Genomic DNA, 20409 nt, shown 5'->3' with positions numbered 1-20409 from the left:
GAACGCGGGGCGTGCATGCCCTGGGACGTCGGCCCCCTCGCCTAGAGTGGCAGGGTGTACGAAGGCATCGTCCAGGACCTGATCGACCAGCTCGGCAAGCTGCCCGGGATCGGTCCCAAATCCGCGCAGCGCATCGCGTTCCATCTCCTGGACGCCGACGAGCAGTCCGTGCGCACGCTCGCCGACGTGCTCATCCGCGTCAAGGAGACCGTGCGCTTCTGCGAGATCTGCGGCAACGTCTCAGCCGAGGAGCGCTGCCGGATCTGCACCGACCCGCGCCGCAGCGACGCCGTGATCTGCGTGGTCGAGGAGTCCAAGGACATCGTCGCCATCGAGCGGATCCGCGAGTTCAAGGGCCGCTACCACGTGCTCGGCGGCGCGATCGACCCGATCGGCGGCGTCGGCCCCAACGACCTGCGCATCGCCGAGCTCATGAAGCGCCTGGGCAGCGGCGAGACCGAGGAGGTCATCCTCGCCCTGGACCCGAACGTGGAGGGCGAGGCCACCAGCGCCTACCTCTCGCGCCTGCTCGGCTCCATGGACATCACCGTCACCCGCCTCGCCTCCGGGCTGCCCGTCGGCGGCGACCTCGACTACGCCGACGAGCTCACCCTGGGGCGCGCCTTCCTGGGGCGCCAGAGCGTGTGAGGGCGCAGCGATGACCCAGCCGCCCTCGCATCCCCCGCACCCCTCGTACTCCCCACCTGCCTCGCACCCTGTGCCGCTTCCCGCGCCGGATCCCTCCGGCGCCCCGAACGCCTCCTGGTCCCCCACGGCCGGTGGCCGCCCGCCGCTGCTGCGCCTGCCCGAGCCGCGCCGCGTGCCGCCGACGGACCCCGCGTCCGTGCTGCCCGAGGAGTACCTGCTGGACTCCCGGCGCGACCTGCTGCGGCGCCTGGTCCGGCGCAGCTGGGCGGCGGCCCTCGTGCTCTGGCCCCTGTGGCTGTGCCTCGTCGCGCTCTACGTGCTGGGCACCTCGCCCACCTTCTGGCTGCTCTCGCTGCTCGCCGCGATCGCGGACTCCTCCCTGCTGCGCCAGACCACCGTGATGATGGGCTTCAGCGGCGGCGGGCTCCTGTTCGCCTTCCTTGGACTGCCCCTGCTGGCGACCGCCCTCTCCCTGCTGCTGCTCTCGGCCTCCGCGGCATGGGCGGGCAGGATCCGTCCCCGCGAGCTGCTGGACGAGACGGCCTTCCAGCGGGCGGTCTCCCTGCGCGCCGCGCTGCCGCTGCTCGCCCCCGCCTACGCGGTGATCGCCCTGCTGGTCCTCGCCGTGGTGGTGCAGGCGCCGCTGCAGTGGAGAGGACTCAGCGCGGGTGCCCTCAGCTCGCTGGCCATGGGGATCGGCCTGTGCCTGATCGCCCAGACCATCCTGCGGCGCGTGCTCTCCGCGCCCCGTCTGCTGGGCGTGCCCTCGCCCGGCGAGCTCGAGCGCACGGTCATGATCGGGCCGCGCGACGAGCGACGCGAGGCCGCCGGGCGCCTGCGCGCGCAGGATCGCCGCCATCTCCCGCCTCATCGCGAGGAGTTCGGGCCCGCATCGGTGCTGCGCGCCCTGCGCGTGACCGCGCGCGGCTGGTGCCTGTGGGTGGTCCCCGCCGGGCTGGGGCTAGCGTGGATCGTCTTCGCGATCACCGACGTGGTCGTGCTGTTCTCCCGCCTGAGCTCGGTCAGCAGCTGGCAGCAGCAGGCGCCCGCGCAGCTTCCCTGGCAGCTGCTCGTGATCTCCGTCCCGCTGGGAGCCCTCACCGCGCTGGGACTGGGCCTCGCCCCGTTCGCGGCGATCCGCACCAGCCGTTCCCTGCGCGGTCGCGTCACCGACCTGCGCACCCATCCGGTCTGGTCGGATCGGGTGGCCGTGAACCCGTGGGAGGGCGCCGTCGCGACCCGCACGGGCCTCGCGCAGGCAGGGGTGGTGCTGATCGCGGTGGTCGTGCTGGGCATGACGCTGGCGCTCGCGGGCGCGCTCACCGCCGTGGGATGGGTGTGGCTCGTGCTCGACGTGCTCGTGCTGGTCCCGTTCGTGGGCGTCGCGGGCACCTGGGCCATGCGCCGTCACCTGCGCTACGTGGTCTACGGGCGGGCCGGGGCGTACATGCGCCGGCGCACCCCGTGGGCGATGGTCGCCCCGCTGTTCGGCACCCGCGCCGACCGGGCGGACGACCCGGTGGTGATCGCCGAGATCCGTCGACGCCGGCGCGCCGAGGTCGGCGAGTACGGCCTCGAGCCCGTCGGCCCCGATCCGGACGGGGCGGCGGGACACTCCGGGTCGGCCGGGTCGGGCGGGCCCGGTGGTGCTGGGAGCGCGGGGCCGACGGGCTCCGGCGCGCACGGCGCACCGGGAGTGGGCGATGAGCCCGTCGGCCTCCCGGACTTCGGGGCCGAGGATGGTGCACCGACCCCCGGTGGCGGCAGGAGGCAGGCCCCCGGACACGCCATCCCGGGCTCGACCACCGAGCTGCGCGAGCGCTGAGCGCGCCGGGGTCGGGCGGGGACGTCGGCCCGTCGGGCGGCCCGACCACCTGACCGCTGGATCGCCCGACCTGCGGATCAGGCGATGCGTTCGCCGCGTCCCATGCGGCGCTGGGGCGTCGCCAGGCGCCGCACCGTGAAGGCGAGTCCGCCGGCTCCGGCGAGCACCCACATGCCCAGGCCCATCGGCCAGACGGGATGATCCTGCGGGCTGCCCAGATCCGCCGGGTAGCCGGGCGACTCGTCGTCGTAGCACTCGTTGAAGTTCGAGGGATGCGTGGGATCGGCGGCGTAGCGGATGCCCAGCGAGATCGTGCTCAGCATGTCGAACGACGCGGGGTCCATGCCCGAGCGGTCGAGGTCGAGCGACGGCGCCATGTCCGCGACGAGCACCATCGGGTTCGGCCACATGAGGACGAGCGGGATGTCCGTGCGCACCACGTCGCGCTGCTGCTGGCGGGTGACGCACTGGCCGACCTGGTCGCTCTCGGCGTCGTAGGATTGCTCGTAGATGGTGACCTCGCGATGCTGGACGAGCAGCACCGAGCTCGCGCCCCAGATGATCGGCAGCACGAAGGTGGTGCCGAGCACCACCAGATAGGCGAGGACCACGGAGCCCAGCTGCCTCGAGGCGAGCGCGGACAACCCGATGCCGACGGCGGTGATGCACAGGGCGATCGCCGCGATCATCGCGAGCACGCGCAGCACGTACAGCGGGGGGATCTGGCCGATCAGCGCCGCGGGCAGCAGGGCCGGCAGCGCGGCGGCGACGAAGGCCAGGCCCGTCACCCAGCCGGCCGCGAGCTTGCCCAGCGCGATCTCCATCGGCGTGAGCAGCGAGACCTGCAGTATCGCGAGGGTCCCGGTGCTGCGCTCGCCGTTGATCGCGCCGGCGCTCAGCGCGGGCAGCACGAGCATCATCGCGAACACGAGGAACAGCACGATCAGCGAGTAGACGACCCGCGAGACCCCCTCCATGTCCCCGAAGGCCTGCGTGTTCAGCCAGAACGCGCCCAGCACGAGCGCGCTCGTGCCGGTGAGCACAACGAACCACACTGCGAGCGCGATGTACCAGCGCACGGAGCGTACCTTCTGGCGCAGCTCGAGCCCGGCCATCAGCGCGACGCCGCGCGGGGTGGCCGCCCAGGCGGAGCGGCGCGGGCGCACGCCGGGATCGGGCGGAGGGGCCGACGACGGCTGGGACGAGGACTGGGACGACGGCTGGGACGAGGGCTGGTGCGCGGGAGGCGGGGCCATAGTGCTCACAGGGATCCCTCCCGTCGTGCAGCGTCTGTGCGCAGATACGCGGCCTCGAGACGGCCGGTGGTGGGGGAGAAGCCGACGACCTGCGCGTCCTGGGCGACCAGGTCGCGCAGCAGCCGCGCGGCGGTCGCCTCGTCGGGCAGGGCCATGAGCGCCTCGGCGTGGCCGCTCGTGGTCCGCTCGCCCTCGCGCACCTCGGTGCCGTGGACGTTCAGGGCCGTCAGCGCCGCGCGCAGCGCACCGGCCGAGAGCCCCTCGATGCGCCAGGTGCGGGGCCGGTGGGCGAGATCGCGCAGGCTCGAGGAGTCCACGACCTCCCCGCGGTCCATGAGCACCACGGAGTCGGCCATCTCCTCGAGCTCGGAGAGGATGTGGCTCGAGATCAGCACGCACACCCCGGCCTCCGCACGGGAGCGCAGCACGTCGCGCAGGCGGCGCCGGGCCGCCGGGTCGAGCCCCGATGCCGGCTCGTCGAGGATCAGCACGCGCGGCTCGTGGATGAGCGCCCGAGCCAGTCCCAGTCGCTGCTTCTGCCCGCGGGAGAGCACATGGGCGCGCTGCTCGGCCAGGGACCGCAGGTCGAGCTCGTCCAGCAGGCGCTCGATGCGCCCGCGGGCGACCTCGCGCGGAAGGAAGTACGAGGAGCCGATGACCTCGAGGACCTCCCGCACGCGCAGCGAGTCCCAGGCGCCGAACTGATCGGGCATCCAGCCCACCATCGCCTTCACGGCCGTCGGGTTCTGCGCCGGGTCGACGCCGCCGATGCGGATGTGGCCGGCATCGGGCGCGAGCAGCGCCGCGAGCATGAGCATGAGCGTGGACTTCCCGCACCCGTTGGGGCCCACCAGTGCGGTCACCGATCCCGCCTGCGCGGTGAAGCTCAGCCCGCGCACCGCGTGCACGGCCCCGAAGGACCGCGAGACGCCCGCCGCGATGATCGCCGGCGGGATGGCCGAGGCGTCGCCCGGCTGCTGCGGCGACCTCGGCGCGGCAGGGTGCTGCGGGTACGGGGGACGGGAGCGATCGTGGGCCGACGGGACGGCGCCGTCGGGGCCCGACGGGATGGTGCCGGAGACCGGCGGCTGACGCACGGGATCGTCGGTCGGTGGCGGGGAGTCGCCGGTCGGCGGCTCGAACGAGGGCAATGAGGTGCTCACGCCTTCGATCCAAGCAGGTGGGGAGACCGCCGTCACGGGGATCCTGCGAATTCGAAGGGCACGAGCAGGGGAGGAGCTGGGGAGGAAGCGTGAAGGAGGCCCGGCGGACGCGCCCGGCGGCAGCGGCGGTCCGGTGGGCTGGCGGGCTGGCGGTGGATGGTGGGCCGTCGTCGTCCGCCGGCGCCGCTGCGGCAGGCGATGCGGACGGTCCGTGTCGCGCACGGGCTGATGGTGCGGAGTCGTGGCGATATCGCCACGGCTCCGCACCATCAGCCCGTCCAGGACAGACATGCCGTGAGCCGTGAGCCGTTCGCCGAGTTCCGTCCGCCGTGAGCCCCTCGGCCGTGCAGTCCGGGTGGTCAGCGGCAGCGGCACCGCTCGTGACGCCTGGGTACGCTGGGCGCGTGACCTCGCAGACCAGCGCCAGCACCCCGTCGGACGCCGCCTCGACCAGCCCGGCAGGCTCGTCGACCCGCCAGCCGACCTCGATCTACGACCACGGCTTCGCGCGGGTCGCGGCGGTGACGCTGCCGGTCGCGCTCGCGGATCCCGCGACCAACGCCCGGCGTCACCTGGAGGCGCTCGCGGATCTCGACGAGCAGAAGGTCGCGGTGGCGGTGTTCCCCGAGCTGAGCCTCACCGGCTACTCGCTCGACGACCTGGTGCTGCAGGATCCGCTGCTGGACGCGGTGGAAGAGGCGCTCGGGACCCTCGTCGAGGCCAGTCGCGAGCTGCTGCCGCTGATCGTGGTCGGGGCGCCGCTGCGCTGGCGCTCGCGCGTCTTCAACGCGGCGGTGATGATCCATCGAGGCCGGATCCTCGGCGCCGTGCCCAAGGCGAACCTGCCCACCTACCGCGAGTTCTACGAGCGCCGCTGGTACGCACCCGGCGACGATGTGGTCGGCGAGCGCATCACGCTGCGGGGAGCGGGTGAGGCAGGGGCCGACGTCCCGTTCGGCGTGCGCCAGCTCGTGGACGTCGCGGACGTCCCGGGCCTCGTCCTGCACGTGGAGATCTGCGAGGACATGTGGGTGCCGGTGCCGCCCTCGGCGGAGGCCGCGCTCGCCGGCGCCACGCTGCTCGTGAACCTCTCGGGTTCGCCGATCACGATCGGTCGCGCAGAGGACCGCAAGCTGCTCGCACGGAGCGCATCCGCCCGCTGCCAGGCCGCCTACGTCTACGCGGCCGCCGGCGAGGGCGAGTCCACGACGGACCTCGCCTGGGACGGGCAGACCTTCGCCTACGAGTGCGGTGACCTGCTGGGGGAGTCCGAGCGCTTCCCGCAGGGCACGGCGGCGACGATCGTGGACATCGACCTGGATCGGATCGTCGCCGAGCGCCGCCGCCAGGGCACCTTCGACGACAACCGCCGGACGGTCGGCACGAGCGGGCAGTTCACCACCCACCGCGAGGGGCTCGGGATCGAGGCACCCGTCGCCACCGGCCCCGTCCGTCGGCCCCTGCACCGCTTCCCCTTCGTGCCCGATGACCCCTCGCGCCTCGCGCAGGACTGCTTTGAGGCCTACAGCATCCAGGTCGCGGGGCTCGTCCAGCGCCTGCGCGCGATCGGCGGCGACAAGGCCGGCGGCACCAAGCCGGTCATCGGTGTCTCCGGCGGCCTGGACTCCACGCACGCGCTCATCGTGTGCGCGCGGGCGATGGACCTGCTGGGCCGCGATCGCTCCGAGATCCTCGCGTACACCATGCCGGGCTTCGCGACCACCGAGCGCACCCGCTCCAACGCCGAGCTGCTGGCCGAGGCCCTCGGCGCGAGCTTCGAGACGATCGACATCCGCCCCGCGTGCACCCAGATGCTCAAGGACATGGGCCATCCCGCGGGCGACGGCGAGCCCGTGTACGACGTGACCTTCGAGAACGTCCAGGCCGGCATGCGCTACGACTACCTGTTCCGCCTGGCCAACCACCACGGCGGGATCGTGGTGGGCACCGGCGACCTCTCGGAGCTGGCTCTGGGCTGGTGCACCTACGGGGTGGGCGACCAGATGAGCCACTACACGGTGAACTCGGGCGTCCCCAAGACCCTCATGCAGCACCTCATCCGCTGGGTCATCCGCGAGGGCATCTTCGACGAGCGCACGGGCGACGTCCTGCAGGCGGTGCTCGACACCGAGATCACCCCCGAGCTGATTCCGCACGCGGAGGGCGAGAAGGCGCAGTCCACCGAGGACTCCATCGGCCCCTACGCCCTCCACGACTTCACGCTCTACCACATGCTGCGCCGCGGCTACGGCCCCGGGAAGATCGCCTACCTGGCCCACCAGGCCTGGGGGGACGTGGAGGCGGGCGAGTGGCCGGTCGGCTATCCCGAGGAGGACCGCCGCGCCTATACGCGGGCGGAGATCAAGCACTGGCTGACGGTGTTCGTCCGCCGCTTCTTCAGCAACCAGTTCAAGCGCTCCGCGGTGCCCAACGGTCCGAAGGTCCTCGCGGGCGGCTCGCTGTCCCCGCGCGGCGACTGGCGGATGCCCTCGGACGTGAGCGGCCGCGCCTGGCTCGCCGAGCTCGAGCGGGACGTCCCCGTGGACTGACGGCGGGCGGCCCGGCCGGGTCGTCGCGTTCTGTGCGCCACATTCGGTGCCTCTCGTCGTCCCGCTTTAATGCGAACGATTATCGTGAGCGTGTCAGCCGGTGCCGCGCGCACCGCCCTCGCCCCTGAGAAGGACACCCCATGAAGCGTCGCTCCCTGCTCCTCGCCCTCCCCGCGGCCCTGGCCGCGACCACCCTCGCCGCCTGCTCGAGCGGGAACGACTCCGGCTCCGGCTCGGGAACCGGCTCCGACTCGGGATCGGGGTCCGACGGGGGCGGCAGCGGCGCCGCCGTCGCGCTCGTCGCCTCGACGAACGTCTGGGGAGACATCGCCTCCCAGGTCGGCGGCGACCTCGTCGAGGTGACGTCCCTGATCACCGACCCGGAGGCCGACCCCCACGAGTACGAGGCCTCGACCCGCAACCAGCTCGCCCTGAAGAAGGCCCAGATCGTCCTCGAGAACGGCGGCGGCTACGACGACTTCGTCGCGCGCATGCTCTCCTCCGCCGGGAACTCGTCGGCCACCGTGCTCGACGCCGTCACCATCTCCGGCTTTAAGGCCGAGAAGGGCGAGGAGCTCAACGAGCACGTCTGGTACGACTTCCCGACCGTCCGCAAGGTCATCGACGAGCTCGTCACCGCCCTCAGCAGCGCCCACCCCGAGGGCAAGGCCGACTTCGAGGCCAACGGCAAGCAGCTCGCGAGCGCGATCGAGGACCTCGAGGGCCGCGAGAAGGACCTCTCCTCGAGCGCGAAGGGCAAGGGCGTCGCCATCACCGAGCCCGTCCCGCTGTACATGCTCGAGGCCGTCGGCCTCACCAACCGCACCCCGGAGGAGTTCAGCGAGGCCATCGAGGAGGGCGACGACGTCTCCGCCTCCGTGCTCAAGGAGACCCTCGACCTGTTCGCCGACCACGAGGTCGACCTCCTCGCCTACAACGAGCAGACCGCGGGACCGCAGACCGAGCAGGTCAAGAAGGCCGCCGAGGACGCGGACGTGCCTGTCGTCGGCGTCACCGAGACCCTGCCCGACGGCAAGGACTACGTCGCCTGGATGAGCTCGAACCTCGACGCGCTCGAGGACGCGCTGGGCAAGTGACGGACGGCAACGACCCCGCCGCGACGCCCCTGCTCACCCTGCGCGGGGCGACCAAGCGCTTCGGCGACCGCGTGCTGTGGCAGGACGTCGACCTCGACGTGCGCCGCGGCGAGGTCATCGCCGTGCTCGGCGCGAACGGCTCGGGCAAGTCCACGCTGCTGCGCGCGATCCTCGGCCTCGAGCCGCTGAGCGCGGGCAGCATCCGACTGCTCGGCCGCGGGGTGGGGCGCGGGAGCCGACGCATCGGGCTCGTGCCGCAGCAGCGCCTGGCCGACGACGGGCTCCCTCTGCGCGGCCGTGACCTGGTGCGCCTGGGGCTCGACGGCGATCGCTGGGGTCTGCCCCTGCCGCGCCGTGCGGCCCGCGAGAGGGTCGACGAGCTGCTCGCCGCGGTCGGAGCGAGCCGCTATGCCGACGCCCCCGTCTCCCGCCTCTCCGGCGGCGAGCAGCAGCGGCTGCGGATCGCGCAGGCCCTCGCGGCCGACCCCGACCTGCTGCTGTGCGACGAACCGCTGCTCTCCCTCGACCTGCCGCACCAGCGGATGGTCGCCCGTCTCGTCGACGACGCGCGCACCCGCCTCGACCTGGGGGTCCTCTTCGTGACCCACGACGTGAACCCGATCCTGGACATCGTGGACCGCGTCCTCTACATCGCCGGGTCGCGCTTCCGCATCGGCACGCCCGACGAGGTGCTGCGCTCGGACGTCCTCAGCGATCTCTACGGCGTCCAGGTCGACGTGCTGCGCCTGCACGGCCGCGTCCTCGTCGCGGGCGTCCCCGACCACCAGCACCATGACGACGACGCCGTGCTCGCCCCGCGCGCGGCCGACGACCACGCACAGACGGGAGGCGCCCGATGAGCGACCAGCTCTCCCAGGTGCTCTCCGAGGTCGTCGACTTCTCCGACTACACGGAGCTGCTGCCGCTGCTGCGCAACACGATCATCGCCTGCGTCGCCCTCGGGGTCGTGGGCGGTCTGATCGGCGTGTTCGTGATGATGCGGGACATGGCCTTCGCCGTCCACGGCATCAGCGAGCTGTCCTTCGCCGGCGCCTCCGTGGGGCTGCTGCTCGGCGCGGGCGTGGTGCCCGGCTCGCTCATCGGCTCGATGCTCGCGGCGCTCGTGATCGGCGTGCTGGGATCCCGGGCGCGCGACCGCAACTCTGCGACCGCCGTGCTCATGCCCTTCGGGCTGGGACTCGGCATCCTCAGCCTCTCCCTCTACTCCGGGCGCGCCTCGAACAAGTTCGGCCTGCTCACCGGGCAGATCGTCGCCATCGACAACCCGCAGATCACCTCGCTGCTGGTGATCTGCGCGCTCGTCGCCGCGGGGCTGCTGGTGATCTGGCGGCCGCTGCTGTTCGCCTCCACGGACCCCGTCACCGCCCAGGCCCGCGGCGTGCCCACGCGCGCGCTCTCGGTCGTGTTCATGGTGCTGCTGGGAGCGGCCGTCGCCGTCTCCGTGCAGATCGTCGGCGCGCTGCTCGTGCTCTCGCTGCTGGTCACCCCGGCGGCGGCCGCCATGCGTCTGAGCGCCTCGCCGGTGCGGGTCACGCTGCTGTCGGTCGCCTTCGCGCTCGCCGCCTCCGTGGGCGGCGTGCTGCTGGCCGCGGGCAGCTCCGTGCCGATCAGCCCCTTCATCACCACGATCTCCTTCGTGATCTACGGGGTGTGCCGCCTGGTGTCCGGGGCGCGCGGAAGGGTGTGAGGGCGCTCGGTCCTGGGGCTGGGCGACGGCGCAGGAGGGAGGTGTAGACCGCAGGCATCCAGCCGCGCGATCTCCGGGGTCTTCGATGCGCGCGTGCACTTCGCGTAGTCATACGTCGTGTCAGCTCATATATGACACGTCACCCGACCTCCTGCTACGCGAAGTGCACGGGACCCTCGCGGACCTCCGCCCGCCGCGGCCGGGCCCTCACAGCTCCCAGTGGTGCTCGCCCGGCCCGACCTCGAGGCGGCGGCCGTCCGGCAGATGCACGAGCGCCCGGGAGCCATCGGGCACCGTGAGGTGGACCGTCGAACGGGGGATGTGCAGGTCGGAGGTCCCATCCGCGTCATCGCACTGATCCTCGTCGGCCCCCTGCTCCCAGCCCGCTCGGATCCCGCGGTGCTCGATCGCGAGGCGCGCGATCCCAGGGACGAGGACGGGCCGCAGCTCGAAGGCCGCCCAGTCCTGGGCGGTCCGGTGCAGGCCCACCAGGTCGCGGGCCACGAAGTCCACGCCGGCGCCCATGAAGTAGTGCGCACGCGAGCGCACAGGCTCGACCCACATCTCCAGCAGGGTGCGATGGCCCGCGAGGCGCCAGCTCTCCCAGCTGGGCGGCGCGGGGTTGCGGGCGACCGCGAGCGCCAGGTCCGCGCGACCTGCCTGCACGAGGACACCGCCCAGGTGGGCCATGCCCAGGCAGCCGGCGTCGTGGTGGTCGCCGCGCGCGCGGATGTCCTCGATCAGATGCGCGCGGACCGCGTCGACGTGGCCGGCGGGGACGATCCCGGAGGCCAGGGCCAGGATCTGCGGGGTCTGGCGGAAACCCGGGTCCGTGGGGGCACCCGGGACCGACGGGGCCGAGGCCCCGGCGCTGTCGTCGGCGAGGTGCCCGTGCAGCGGCGCCGAGGCGAACAGCGAGCGCTCGGCGTCGAAGAAGACGCGCAGCACGTGGGCGGCGAGCTCGTCGCGGGCGCGGGCATAGCGCTCGCGATGGATGCTGCGGCCCGCGCGCGCGATCACGTCCAGGGCCCGGTGCACCAGCAGGGAGGACTCCAGGCGCACGTCCTCGGGCGGCGGGCCGTCGGCCCCGGGGGAGAGGTAGTCGCCCAGGATCCCGACCGCGAGGCCGTCCGCGTCGAGCCGTCCCAGCTCGAAGTCCAGATAGTCCTCGACGGCCTCGCCGTGGATCGGCCACAGGTCCAGGCCGTACTCGCCCTCGAGCGCGTCCACGAGCACCGGATACAGCGTCGTCCACTCGGGCGCGGGCGCGCACTGGCCGTCGCCGTAGCCCCATCCGGCCGACGGCACGATCACGGGCAGAGAGCCGTCCTCGCGCTGCGCGTCCAGGAAGTCGTCGAGCCAGCTGGTGAGGAAGCGTCGCAGGTCGAAGCGGGTGAGCAGCGCCGGCAGAGCCACCTGCGCATCGCCCGTCCAGCCGTTCTTCTCGTAGGTCGGGGTGTCGGTGAGCACCCAGTGCAGGTTCGCGCGCACGGTCGCGACGAAGGCCTCCTCGAGCCACGCGAGGGTCGGGTCCGAGGTCTCCGTGCCGCCGACGAGCGGCACGTCGGCCCAGGCGGCGCGGCCCAGGATCTCGGCGTCCCGGCCCGGCACGGCGCCCCGCACCTCGACGTACCGGAAGCCCTTGTACGTGTGGTGGGACTCGAAGGGCCGGCCCTCGAGCGCCACGTCGTCGCGCTGGAAGCGGCCGGTGGGGATGAAGGCGTTCTCGGCGATCACGGAGCCGTCGTCCGCGAGGCGCTCGCCGTGGACGAGGGTGACCTCGAGACGCTCGTCCGTGAGCGGCTCGAGACGGGTCCAGCCGGCGACGACGCGCCCCAGGTCGCCGACGAAGCGTCCGTCGCCGAGGTCCGTCCACGTGGGCAGCAGGGTCTCCTGCACGAGGATCGGCTCGGCCATCGCCTCGCGCAGCGGCAGGCCGGCGGTCGGGATCTCGCGGGCGGCGCGCGGACGTGGCAGCGCGGCCGACGGGCCGGGGTCGGGGGCGAGCACCGTGACGGGTGCCCACCTGCCGGTGCCTTGGGTGTCGGGGGAGTCGGAGTCCTCGGAGTTCTCGCGTTCCTCGGAATCGTCGGAGTCCTCGGAGTCCTCGAAGGCGGGCTCCCGCCAGCCATGGGGCTCGAGGGCCTCGTCCCAGGTCTCGCCCTCGTACAGGCTGTCGAAGCGCAGCCCGCCGGTCGCGCAGCGCCACGTCTCGTCGGTGGGCAGCACGTGCGCGCTGCCGTCCTCGCAGGTCACGTGGAGCTCGGCGGTCAGGCGCGGGGCGGCGCGCCAGGGCGCCTCCGACCACATCCAGACCTCGGGCGAATGCAGGTCGAAGAAGCCCCGCCCGAGTTCCGCGGCGAGGCAGACGCGCATCGACCCCGCCGTCTGCGCGGTCACGTCCCAGCTCACCGCGCGGGCGGCGATGGAGGCGTTCGTGAGCCCCGGGGCGAGACGCTGCTCGCTCGCCGGATGGCCGTTCACCCAGGCCAGCACGGTGCCGAGCCCGGAGATGTGCAGCGTCGCCCGGGCGACGGCGGAGGGCAGGTCCCATGCGCGGCGGAAGATCGGGGCCGCGTGCGGATCCGCGACCCCCGGAGAGGCGGTGATCCAGGCGGCCCGCCAGACGTCCGGCAGCGGGATCCGCGGGCGGAGGGTCTTGAGGCCGCGAGCGGGGCCCGGACCACGACCGGGATCGTGCTCGGCGGGCGGTGGGGAGGTCGGTGGGGACGGCGTCGTCATCACGCGCTTCAGCGTAGTGCGCGCCGCCGTGCAGCGGAGCCGCCGCCCTCCAGGGACATCGGCCTGCGAGCAGGTCAGCTGCCGGCGCCGGGGGCGAGGGTCATGATCTCGGCGCCGTCCGCGGTGATCGCGATCGTGTGCTCGGTGTGTGCGGTGCGCGCGCCCGTCACGCTGCGCAGGGTCCAGCCGTCCTCGGGGTCGGTGACCAGCTCGGCGGTGTCGACCATGATCCAGGGCTCGAGCGCGAGCAGCATGCCGGGGCGCAGGCGCAGTCCGCGACCGGGGCGTCCGTCGTTGGCGACGTGCGGGTCCTGGTGCATCGTGGTGCCGATGCCGTGGCCGCCGAAGTCCATGTTGATCGGGTATCCGGCGCCCGAGAGCACCTGGCCGATGGCGTGCGAGACGTCGCCCAGCCGCGCACTCGGGCCGGCCGCCTCGATGCCGGCCGCGAGTGCCCGCCGGGTGGTCTCGATGAGGGCGGTGTCCTCCGGGTCGCGCTCCCGGCCGACCACGAAGCTGATCGCGGCGTCGGACGCGATGCCGTCGAGGATCACGGCGAGGTCGAGGGTGAGCAGGTCGCCGTCGCCGAGGACCTGATCGCGGGGCATCCCGTGCAGCACGGCGTCGTTGACCGAGGTGCAGATCCAGTGGCCGAAGGGGCCGTCGCCGAAGGAGGGCGCGTAGTCGACGTAGCAGGACTTCGCGCCGGCCTCGAGGATCATCTCCTTCGTCCACTCGTCGATCTCCAGCAGGTTCGTCCCCACCCGGGTGCGCTCGCGCATGGTCTGCAGGATGCGGCCGACGAGCGCCCCCGTCGCGCGGGCGCGGGTGATCTCGGCGGGGCTGAGGATCTCGATCATGGGGGCCTTCCTGGGCGGGGCGGGTGTGGTGCGGCGGCGCGGGACGGTGCAGGCGCGACGCGGAGCGGCAACAATCTATCCGTCCGGCGGCCCGTCCATCAGGGCACGGCCGTGCGAGTCCGGCCACGTGGGGGTCCGTTCCGCGGAGGGCGCGGACCCGCCCCCACAGCTTCTGCACAGTCCTCGCATGACGCCTGCACCACGAGCGCTCGCAGAATCGGACACCGTGGCGGAAGATGGACGTGGCGCCCGCGCGCGCCCCGCCGCGCGACCTGTCTCGTGCGGTGTGCGACGCCCGCGCCGGGCTCCCCGGCATCCTGCGCACAGCGCCCCGACATCGACGCGACCACGAGACGTGACCACGGAAGAGGCCCCATGGACCTGCTGCACATGCTGATGGACCCCACGCAGCTGTTGGACCGGTTCGGAGCGGCGTTCTGGTGGATCGCCCATGCAATCGTGTTCATCGAGTGCGGTCTGTTCTTCCCCATCCTCCCAGGGGACTCGCTGCTGTTCGCCGTCGGCATGTTCTCCCACGGCGGAGGCCTCGACGTGCCGCTGGGGATCTCGCTTCTGACCCTGTGCGTCGCGGCGTTCGCGGGCAACGTCGTGGGCTACGAGATCGGCCGGGCGGTGGGCGAGAAGCTCTACGAGCGCGACGGCCGCCTCCTGAAGCGACGCTACTTCGACCGCACCATCGAGTTCTTCGAGCGCTACGGCAGGCGTGCTCTTGTGATCGGGCGATTCGTGCCGATCGTGCGCACGTTCATCACCGTCGTCGCCGGCGTCGGCCAGATGCAGCGGCGCATCTTCTACACGTGGTCCGCGATCGGCGCCGTGCTGTGGGTCCTGCTGATCACGATGCTCGGGTACGCGCTGGGCGGCGTGGCGTTCATCCGCGAGAACCTCGAGGTCGCCGTCCTGGCGCTGGTGTTCGTCTCCGTCGTGCCGATGGTCGTCGAGGGCCTGCGCCGGCAGCTGAAGGCACGTCGGGCATAGCGCACCCGGCCCCGCACCCTCACGCCACGCAGGTGCGGGCCGTGGCCTCGATGTGGGCGCGCAGTCGGCGTGCCTCGCTCTCCCGTCCGTTCTCGCCCAGCAGTCGCATCCACTGCTCGAGCTGGACGTAGCGGTAGGGACCGCCGCCGGCGAGGATCTCGTCGAGAGGATCGGGCAGGTCGGTGCGGGCGAGCTGATCCTGGCGCCACGCGACGAGCTCCTCCTCCAGCTCGGCGACGGTGCCCGGGTGGGCGTCGGCGACGTCGTCGACCTGGTGGACGTCCTCGGCGTCGTACAGGGACGTGGGCCGGTGCTCGAACACCCCCGGATGGTAGGTGCGCTGGTAGAGCCACTGCGGGGTCCGCACGACCCGCTGGGCGCAGTACAGACCGTGGTCCCACACCAGCTGGTCGCGTCCGCTCCACCCGCTCTCCCCGCGCACCGCGGGGGCGAAGGAGCGCGAATCCCAGCCCTCGGGCACCGGCACTCCCAGCAGATCGCAGATCGTGGCGTCCATGTCGAGCTGGTAGGTCAGGCCCTGCTGTCGATGCGCCGGCGCTCCCGGCCAGTGCACGATCATCGGGACGTGGTGGACCGCGTTCGCGGCCGACGTGTGGTCGCCGTACACGGACTGCTCGCCGAGCGCCTCCCCGTGATCGGCGCTGAGGATGATCGCCGTGTCCTCGAGGACGCCCAGCAGGTCGAGCTCGTGCAGGAGCATGCCGATCTGGTCGTCGAGGTAGCGCACGGCGCCGTCGTAGCCGTCGAAGAACCGGTGCGCGTCCTCGAGGTCGTCGATGCGGCGGGGCATCGACGGCGTGGGGGCGTCCTCACGCCGACGACCCGGGAAGAGCTCCTGCGGACTGTAGGGGGCGGCGCTCTCGCGGTGGGCGGCCACCCGCTCCGGGGTGAGCCAGGAGGGGATCGGGGCGTGCTCGACCTCCCGCGCCCAGCGCTCGGGCATCGTGTAGTTGCGATGGGGCTCCCAGTACTGCACGTGCAGGAAGAGGTCGGGTGTGTCGCGGATGTTCTCCCGCAGCCACGGGATCACCGCGGCGTTCACCTCGTCGGCGTCCTCGTCGCCCTGCTTGAGCGTGAACGTGTTCATCTGCGACCAGCCCGCGCCGAACCAGAACATCTGGTGACGGTCCATGAAGGAGGAGAAGCTGACGGTGGACACGCCGTTCTCGCGCAGGTGCCTGGTCAGGGTCGGGGCGTCGCGGAAATAGGTGTGGGCCTGCCCGGGGAAGCGGAATCGGCTGCCGGGGCCCCAATGGGTGAGCACACCGTGGCGGATGCCGAACACGCCGCTCATCAGGCATCCGCGCGACGGGCCGCACGGCGAGCTCGAAGAATAGGTCTGCTCCATGACCGTGGAGCGCTCGGCCAGCGCGTCGATCGTCGGGCTGGTGGGGCGTTCGTAGCCGTGGGCCCCCAGATGGTCGGGTCGCAGGGAGTCCACGTCGATGTACAGCACCCGCATGGGTGATCAGCTCTCCTTCCGGATGTCCGATGGTCCGCAGTCGCGGAGTCGGGAGCCCCGGGGCTGGGAGTCCCGGGGTCGGCAGCCTCGGGGGCCGGAGCCCGGCCGGGGCGCCGCGCACGGCCTCACAGGGTCTCGAGCTCGTCCGCGGTCGGCGGCGCCGGGCGCGCGGCGGAGGTGCGGTCGAGATAGAACAGGGCGGTCGAGGCGATGTCGTCGTGGCGTTGGAGGTAGCGCCCGCCTTCGCGCCAGCCGAGCGCCTGCACCTGGACTCGCAGATCGGTGGCGAAGCGGATCGGGTCCGGCACGTGCCACCGGTACATGGCGAAGCGCTGCTGGCTCTCGTACAGCCCGTCCGGCCGGATGATCTGGTGGAGCCCCAGATAGGGAGTGGTGAACGCCTGATAGCCCTCGGAGGGGACGTGGAAGTCCCAGGCGCCCCCGAAGTAGTCCTCGGTGCCGGTTCCGTTGATGGTGGGGTGCTCCTGGTCGCCGTCGAGGAAGAACTTCAGTTCCCCCTCGCCCCACCAGCCGCGGCTGTTCACGCCCCAGGCGAGGGAGGTGCCGACGTAGTGGCCGCGGCCCTCGACCCCCGCCACGAGCACGTGTTCGTCTCCCGTGGCCAGCGGGTTGCTGCGGCGCCACTGGGCGTGGAACCGCCCTGTGCTCCGCTGGGCGGGCTCCTGGTCGTAGGTGATCTCGTAGTAGAGGTTGCGGGGCTGGTCGCCGAGGTTCTCGATGCTCATGCGCGCCCCGTGGGAGAAGGGCATGGGCCAGTAGCAGTTCAGCCCGCCGTTCGGGGCCACGGTCACGGGCACGGAGCTCAGCGGTGCGTACTGCGACCAGCCCTGCGCGAAGAAGTCTCCCAGGGGGACCTCGACCGCCGGCTGCGGATCCCCGTCCCAGTGAAGACGCAGCAGCATCTGGCGCCACGCGGGCTGCGCGGTGGTCAGCCACAGGTGGCGGATGGTGCCGGACCCGGTGATGTCGGCCAGCTCTGCGCGCTCGCCGGGCTCGACGACGATGTTGGGCCGCACTTTCCACCCGGGGCCGAGCTCGCGGGCGAAGCCGGCACCGGGACCGTCGGTCGCGAGTCCGCCGCCGCCGGGGGCGCCGTCCGGGTTCTCCGGTCCGATGGAGCGGGTGAGGGCGCTCGAGAGGGAGGCCAGGCCGGCCAGCCCGCCCGGGCCGATGGGCGCAGGGTCGGTGTCGTGCTCGGCGCTCATCGCTGCGGTCCGATCGGCGAGGACAGGCGCTCGGGCCGGCCGTCGGCGTCCATGGCGGGGACGTACGGCTCGTCGCCGACCGCCCGCTGCTCCACCGCGAGGCGCTCGATCAGCCCGGCGCGCACCGAGGCGTATCCGGGGTCATCGGCCACGTTGCGCAGCTCCTCGGGATCCTCCTGGAGGTCGTACAGCTCCCAGTAGGGCGGGAAGATGCTGGGCCGGGTCCCCGGCAGACCCAGCCCGTCGTTGTAGAAGCGGATCAGCTTGTAACGCGCCGTGCGGATCCCGTAGTGCGCGAGCGCCCCGTGGATCCCGTCGTCGTTCTCCCAGTAGCGGTAGTAGAAGGCGGGATCGGGGTCGTCGGGGAGGTCCTCGCGCAGAGCCTCCAGGAAGCTGCTGCCCTGCATGCCCGGATCGGGGTCGACTCCCGCTGCGGCCAGGAAAGTCCGGGCGAAATCGACGTTGGTGACCATGCGCGTGCTGCGCCGTCCGCGCTCGAGGGCGGCGGGCCAACTGATCAGCAGCGGCATCCGGATGGACTCGTCATACATGAAGCGCTTGTCGAACCATCCGTGGTCCCCCAGGAAGAAACCCTGGTCGGAGGCATAGGCGCACAGGGTGTCCTCGAACAGGCCGCGCGAGCGCAGGTCCGCCAGCAGCCGGCCGACGTTGTCATCGACCGACGCCACGCACTCGAGGTAGTCCTGCATGTACCGCTGGTACTTCCACAGGCCCAGCTGCTCGTGGCTCAGCCCCTCCGGCGGATACTCCTTGACGTCCTCGAGGGTGAGGTGGTCGGCGATCCGCATCGCGGCGCGGTGTGCGGCCGTGCCGCGGGTGGCGTAGTCGTCGTGGAAGGTCGCCGGGACGGGGATCGGGTCCGCGTACAGGCCCCGGTGCGCCCGGTCGGGCTGCCAGGGCCGGTGGGGAGCCTTGTGGTGGACCAGCAGGCACCAGGGGTCACCCGGGCGCTCCGACTCCCACTGGTCGATCCACTCCAGGGCGAGATCGGTGATGATGTCGGTGGCGTAGCCCGGGCGTCGGCGGTCGCCCTCGGGGGAGCGGAACACCGGGTCGACGTACTCGCCCTGGTCGTGGAGGATCTCCCAGCAATCGAACCCCTGCGGCTCGTGGTCGGGGCCCTCGCCGAGGTGCCACTTGCCGACGATCCCGGTGCGGTACCCCTCCTCGTGCAGCCGCGAGACGAACGTGGGCAGTGAGGGATCCATCGGCGTGGACAGGGTCGTGACGCCGTTGACGTGGCTGTGGGTCCCGGTCAGGATCGAGGCGCGGCTGGGCGTGCAGATGGAGTTGGTGCAGAAGCAGTTCTCCATCACCCAGCCCTCGCGGGCGATCTCGTCGAGATGGGGCGTGGTGTTGACGACCGACCCGTAGGCGCCCACGGCATGCGCGGCGTGGTCGTCGGTCAGGATCATCAGGATGTTCGGTCGGCGCTCGGTCATGGGACCTCGGCGTCCTTCCTCAGCGATGTCGGGCTGATGTGCAGTGTGCGGTGTGCGGTGTGCGGTGCGCGGGGTGGTGCGCGGGGTGCGGGGCGGCCTCCGCCGGGGCAGGCTCACTCGCCCCGACGGGCTGCGGGCTTCTCATCCCTGCACGGTCAGGGCGTTGTCGCGGGCGACCTCGCCGAGCCAGCGGGCGCTGGGCTTGACGCGGCGCTCGAAGGTATCGGGATCCCAGCCGATCAGGCCGAAGGTGGGACGGTAGCCGCTGGCCCACTCGTAGTTGTCCAGCAGGGACCAGTACTGGTAGCCGCGCACGTCGATGCCGTCGGCGATCGCCCGGTGCACCCCCTCGAGAGCCCCCTGCGTATAGGCGATCCGTCGGGTGTCGTCCCCGGTGGCGATGCCGTTCTCGGTGACCATCAGGGGGACCCCGCCGCTGAGCTCCCAGGCGCTGCGCAGCCCCAGCTCTGCCGCCGGCGGGAAGAACTCCCAGCCGGTGAGCGTGGTCTCGACGTCCTCGGCCACGGGCAGCGGACCGTCGGGCCCGATGAACGTGCGGGTGTACGCCTGCACGCCCAGGAAATCGTCCCCGGCCGCGTTCTCGAGGTACCAGAAATCGCGCGGATAGCCGTACTCGTGCAGGGCCTGTTCGCTGCCCTCCTCCTCGGTCGCGTGGAACGCCTGCGTGGCGATCGTCCACCCCGAGAGGATGTCGTCGTGCCCGGAGAGGACCTCCCGGGACCGGCGGTGGGAGGCCAGCAGCTGATCGGCCACGTGCAGGTCGGGGTGGGCCAGACCATGGGCGACCAGGTTCTCCGCCTTCTCGCCGCCGGCGAGCATGGCGGCGATGTTGGGCTCGTTGATCGTGCACACGTAGCGCACGTCCTCGAGGATCCCCAGCACCTGCTCGGTGTACCGGGCGAACAGATCGGGGGCGTCCGACGCGCGCCAGAAGCCGTCGCGGTCGAACCAGCGCGGCACCGTGAAGTGCATCAGCGTGACGATCGGCTCCACGCCGCTGTCGCGGCAGACGTCGATCATCCGCCGGTAATGGGCCAGCTCGGCGCGCGAGACGAACCCGCGCTCCGGTTCGATGCGCGCCCACTCGACGCTGAAGCGGTAGGAGTTCATCCCCAGCTCCGCCAGGCGGCGGATGTCCTCGGCGAAGCGGTGGTAGCCGTCGGCGGCGTCGCCGCTGGGCTCGACCACGTGGGTGCCCGGCCGGTGCTCCATCTCCCACCAGTTCGAGTTGACGTTGTTGCCCTCGATCTGGTGGGCGGCGGTGGCGGCTCCCCACAGGAAGCCGTCGGGGAAGCGGAGGGTGGTCATGGGACTCCTTCTGCGCGGTGTCGGCACGATGGTCGGGGTCGGGGTCGGGGTCGGGGTCGGG

General features: G+C 72.3%; 15 protein-coding genes. 7 read left to right on the top strand and 8 right to left on the bottom strand.

Features of this window, described 5'->3' with window-relative positions:
* Positions 1 to 54 precede the first annotated feature (54 nt).
* Both recR and I8D64_RS06110 read left to right on the top strand, forming a co-directional pair.
* A complete protein-coding gene (gene recR, locus I8D64_RS06115; protein ID WP_200501612.1) occupies positions 55 to 648 on the top strand; it encodes a recombination mediator RecR in 594 nt (197 codons plus the stop codon).
* 10 nt (positions 649 to 658) lie between these two features.
* A complete protein-coding gene (locus tag I8D64_RS06110; RefSeq protein WP_200501611.1) occupies positions 659 to 2473 on the top strand; it encodes a hypothetical protein in 1815 nt (604 codons plus the stop codon).
* Between the two features lie 77 nt (positions 2474 to 2550).
* Here I8D64_RS06110 and I8D64_RS06105 read toward each other — a convergent pair whose 3' ends face one another.
* Both I8D64_RS06105 and I8D64_RS06100 read right to left on the bottom strand, forming a co-directional pair.
* Positions 2551 to 3729: an ABC transporter permease gene (locus I8D64_RS06105; protein ID WP_200501708.1), complete on the bottom strand. Its 1179-nt coding sequence runs from the start codon at positions 3727 to 3729 to the stop codon at positions 2551 to 2553.
* 5 nt (positions 3730 to 3734) lie between these two features.
* On the bottom strand, positions 3735 to 4892 hold the full coding sequence (locus tag I8D64_RS06100) for an ABC transporter ATP-binding protein (protein WP_343068456.1): 1158 nt from the start codon (positions 4890 to 4892) through the stop codon (positions 3735 to 3737).
* A gap of 488 nt (positions 4893 to 5380) precedes the next feature.
* On the opposite strand from I8D64_RS06100, the gene I8D64_RS06095 reads away from it, so the two are divergent.
* The 4 genes from I8D64_RS06095 (at position 5381) to I8D64_RS06080 (ending at position 10246) form a co-directional block, all read left to right on the top strand.
* Positions 5381 to 7441 (top strand): NAD(+) synthase, encoded by a 2061-nt coding sequence (locus tag I8D64_RS06095; protein WP_200501706.1) that lies wholly within the window; start codon positions 5381 to 5383, stop codon positions 7439 to 7441.
* 140 nt (positions 7442 to 7581) lie between these two features.
* On the top strand, positions 7582 to 8538 hold the full coding sequence (locus tag I8D64_RS06090; protein WP_200501610.1) for a metal ABC transporter solute-binding protein, Zn/Mn family: 957 nt from the start codon (positions 7582 to 7584) through the stop codon (positions 8536 to 8538).
* The gene (locus I8D64_RS06085; RefSeq protein WP_200501609.1) at positions 8535 to 9398 is read left to right on the top strand and encodes an ATP-binding cassette domain-containing protein; all 864 of its coding nucleotides are present in this window, start codon (positions 8535 to 8537) and stop codon (positions 9396 to 9398) included. Before I8D64_RS06090 ends, I8D64_RS06085 begins: the two co-directional genes overlap by 4 nt.
* Positions 9395 to 10246 carry a metal ABC transporter permease gene (locus I8D64_RS06080; RefSeq protein ID WP_200501608.1) on the top strand — a complete coding sequence of 284 codons (852 nt, stop codon included), beginning with the start codon at positions 9395 to 9397 and terminating at the stop codon, positions 10244 to 10246. Before I8D64_RS06085 ends, I8D64_RS06080 begins: the two co-directional genes overlap by 4 nt.
* A gap of 207 nt (positions 10247 to 10453) precedes the next feature.
* Here I8D64_RS06080 and I8D64_RS06075 read toward each other — a convergent pair whose 3' ends face one another.
* Positions 10454 to 12988 (bottom strand): family 78 glycoside hydrolase catalytic domain, encoded by a 2535-nt coding sequence (locus tag I8D64_RS06075; protein ID WP_200501607.1) that lies wholly within the window; start codon positions 12986 to 12988, stop codon positions 10454 to 10456.
* Positions 12989 to 13062: 74 nt separating this feature from the next.
* Positions 13063 to 13848, bottom strand: a complete 786-nt coding sequence (gene map, locus I8D64_RS06070; protein ID WP_200501606.1) for a type I methionyl aminopeptidase — start codon at positions 13846 to 13848, stop codon at positions 13063 to 13065.
* 375 nt (positions 13849 to 14223) lie between these two features.
* Here map and I8D64_RS06065 point away from each other — a divergent pair, with 375 nt between their 5' ends.
* Positions 14224 to 14847 (top strand): VTT domain-containing protein, encoded by a 624-nt coding sequence (locus tag I8D64_RS06065; protein ID WP_200501605.1) that lies wholly within the window; start codon positions 14224 to 14226, stop codon positions 14845 to 14847.
* 19 nt (positions 14848 to 14866) lie between these two features.
* Here I8D64_RS06065 and I8D64_RS06060 read toward each other — a convergent pair whose 3' ends face one another.
* The 4 genes from I8D64_RS06060 to I8D64_RS06045 all read right to left on the bottom strand — a co-directional run bounded on the left by I8D64_RS06060 (position 14867) and on the right by I8D64_RS06045 (position 20348).
* Positions 14867 to 16330 carry a sulfatase family protein gene (locus tag I8D64_RS06060; protein ID WP_200501604.1) on the bottom strand — a complete coding sequence of 488 codons (1464 nt, stop codon included), beginning with the start codon at positions 16328 to 16330 and terminating at the stop codon, positions 14867 to 14869.
* Positions 16331 to 16455: 125 nt separating this feature from the next.
* Positions 16456 to 17556 (bottom strand): glycoside hydrolase family 172 protein, encoded by a 1101-nt coding sequence (locus tag I8D64_RS06055; protein WP_200501603.1) that lies wholly within the window; start codon positions 17554 to 17556, stop codon positions 16456 to 16458.
* The gene (locus I8D64_RS06050) at positions 17553 to 19019 is read right to left on the bottom strand and encodes a sulfatase family protein (RefSeq protein WP_200501602.1); all 1467 of its coding nucleotides are present in this window, start codon (positions 19017 to 19019) and stop codon (positions 17553 to 17555) included. Before I8D64_RS06050 ends, I8D64_RS06055 begins: the two co-directional genes overlap by 4 nt.
* Before the next feature lie 141 nt (positions 19020 to 19160).
* A complete protein-coding gene (locus I8D64_RS06045) occupies positions 19161 to 20348 on the bottom strand; it encodes a glycoside hydrolase family 1 protein (protein WP_200501601.1) in 1188 nt (395 codons plus the stop codon).
* Between the last annotated feature and the right edge of the window lie 61 nt (positions 20349 to 20409).

This window comes from Brachybacterium halotolerans (assembly GCF_016623465.1).
Taxonomy (GTDB): domain Bacteria; phylum Actinomycetota; class Actinomycetes; order Actinomycetales; family Dermabacteraceae; genus Brachybacterium; species Brachybacterium halotolerans.
This window is presented reverse-complemented; position numbering and strand designations above follow the sequence as displayed.

What these genes read in the sequence shown, in the direction of transcription:
- I8D64_RS06110 (WP_200501611.1), top strand. Translation starts at nt 659, where the DNA reads ATGACCCAGCCGCCCTCGCATCCCCCGCACCCCTCGTACTCCCCACCT.
- I8D64_RS06105 (WP_200501708.1), bottom strand. Translation starts at nt 3,729, where the DNA reads ATGGCCCCGCCTCCCGCGCACCAGCCCTCGTCCCAGCCGTCGTCCCAG.
- I8D64_RS06090 (WP_200501610.1), top strand. Translation starts at nt 7,582, where the DNA reads ATGAAGCGTCGCTCCCTGCTCCTCGCCCTCCCCGCGGCCCTGGCCGCG.
- I8D64_RS06080 (WP_200501608.1), top strand. Translation starts at nt 9,395, where the DNA reads ATGAGCGACCAGCTCTCCCAGGTGCTCTCCGAGGTCGTCGACTTCTCC.
- I8D64_RS06075 (WP_200501607.1), bottom strand. Translation starts at nt 12,988, where the DNA reads ATGACGACGCCGTCCCCACCGACCTCCCCACCGCCCGCCGAGCACGAT.
- map (WP_200501606.1), bottom strand. Translation starts at nt 13,848, where the DNA reads ATGATCGAGATCCTCAGCCCCGCCGAGATCACCCGCGCCCGCGCGACG.
- I8D64_RS06065 (WP_200501605.1), top strand. Translation starts at nt 14,224, where the DNA reads ATGGACCTGCTGCACATGCTGATGGACCCCACGCAGCTGTTGGACCGG.
- I8D64_RS06060 (WP_200501604.1), bottom strand. Translation starts at nt 16,330, where the DNA reads ATGCGGGTGCTGTACATCGACGTGGACTCCCTGCGACCCGACCATCTG.
- I8D64_RS06055 (WP_200501603.1), bottom strand. Translation starts at nt 17,556, where the DNA reads ATGAGCGCCGAGCACGACACCGACCCTGCGCCCATCGGCCCGGGCGGG.
- I8D64_RS06050 (WP_200501602.1), bottom strand. Translation starts at nt 19,019, where the DNA reads ATGACCGAGCGCCGACCGAACATCCTGATGATCCTGACCGACGACCAC.
- I8D64_RS06045 (WP_200501601.1), bottom strand. Translation starts at nt 20,348, where the DNA reads ATGACCACCCTCCGCTTCCCCGACGGCTTCCTGTGGGGAGCCGCCACC.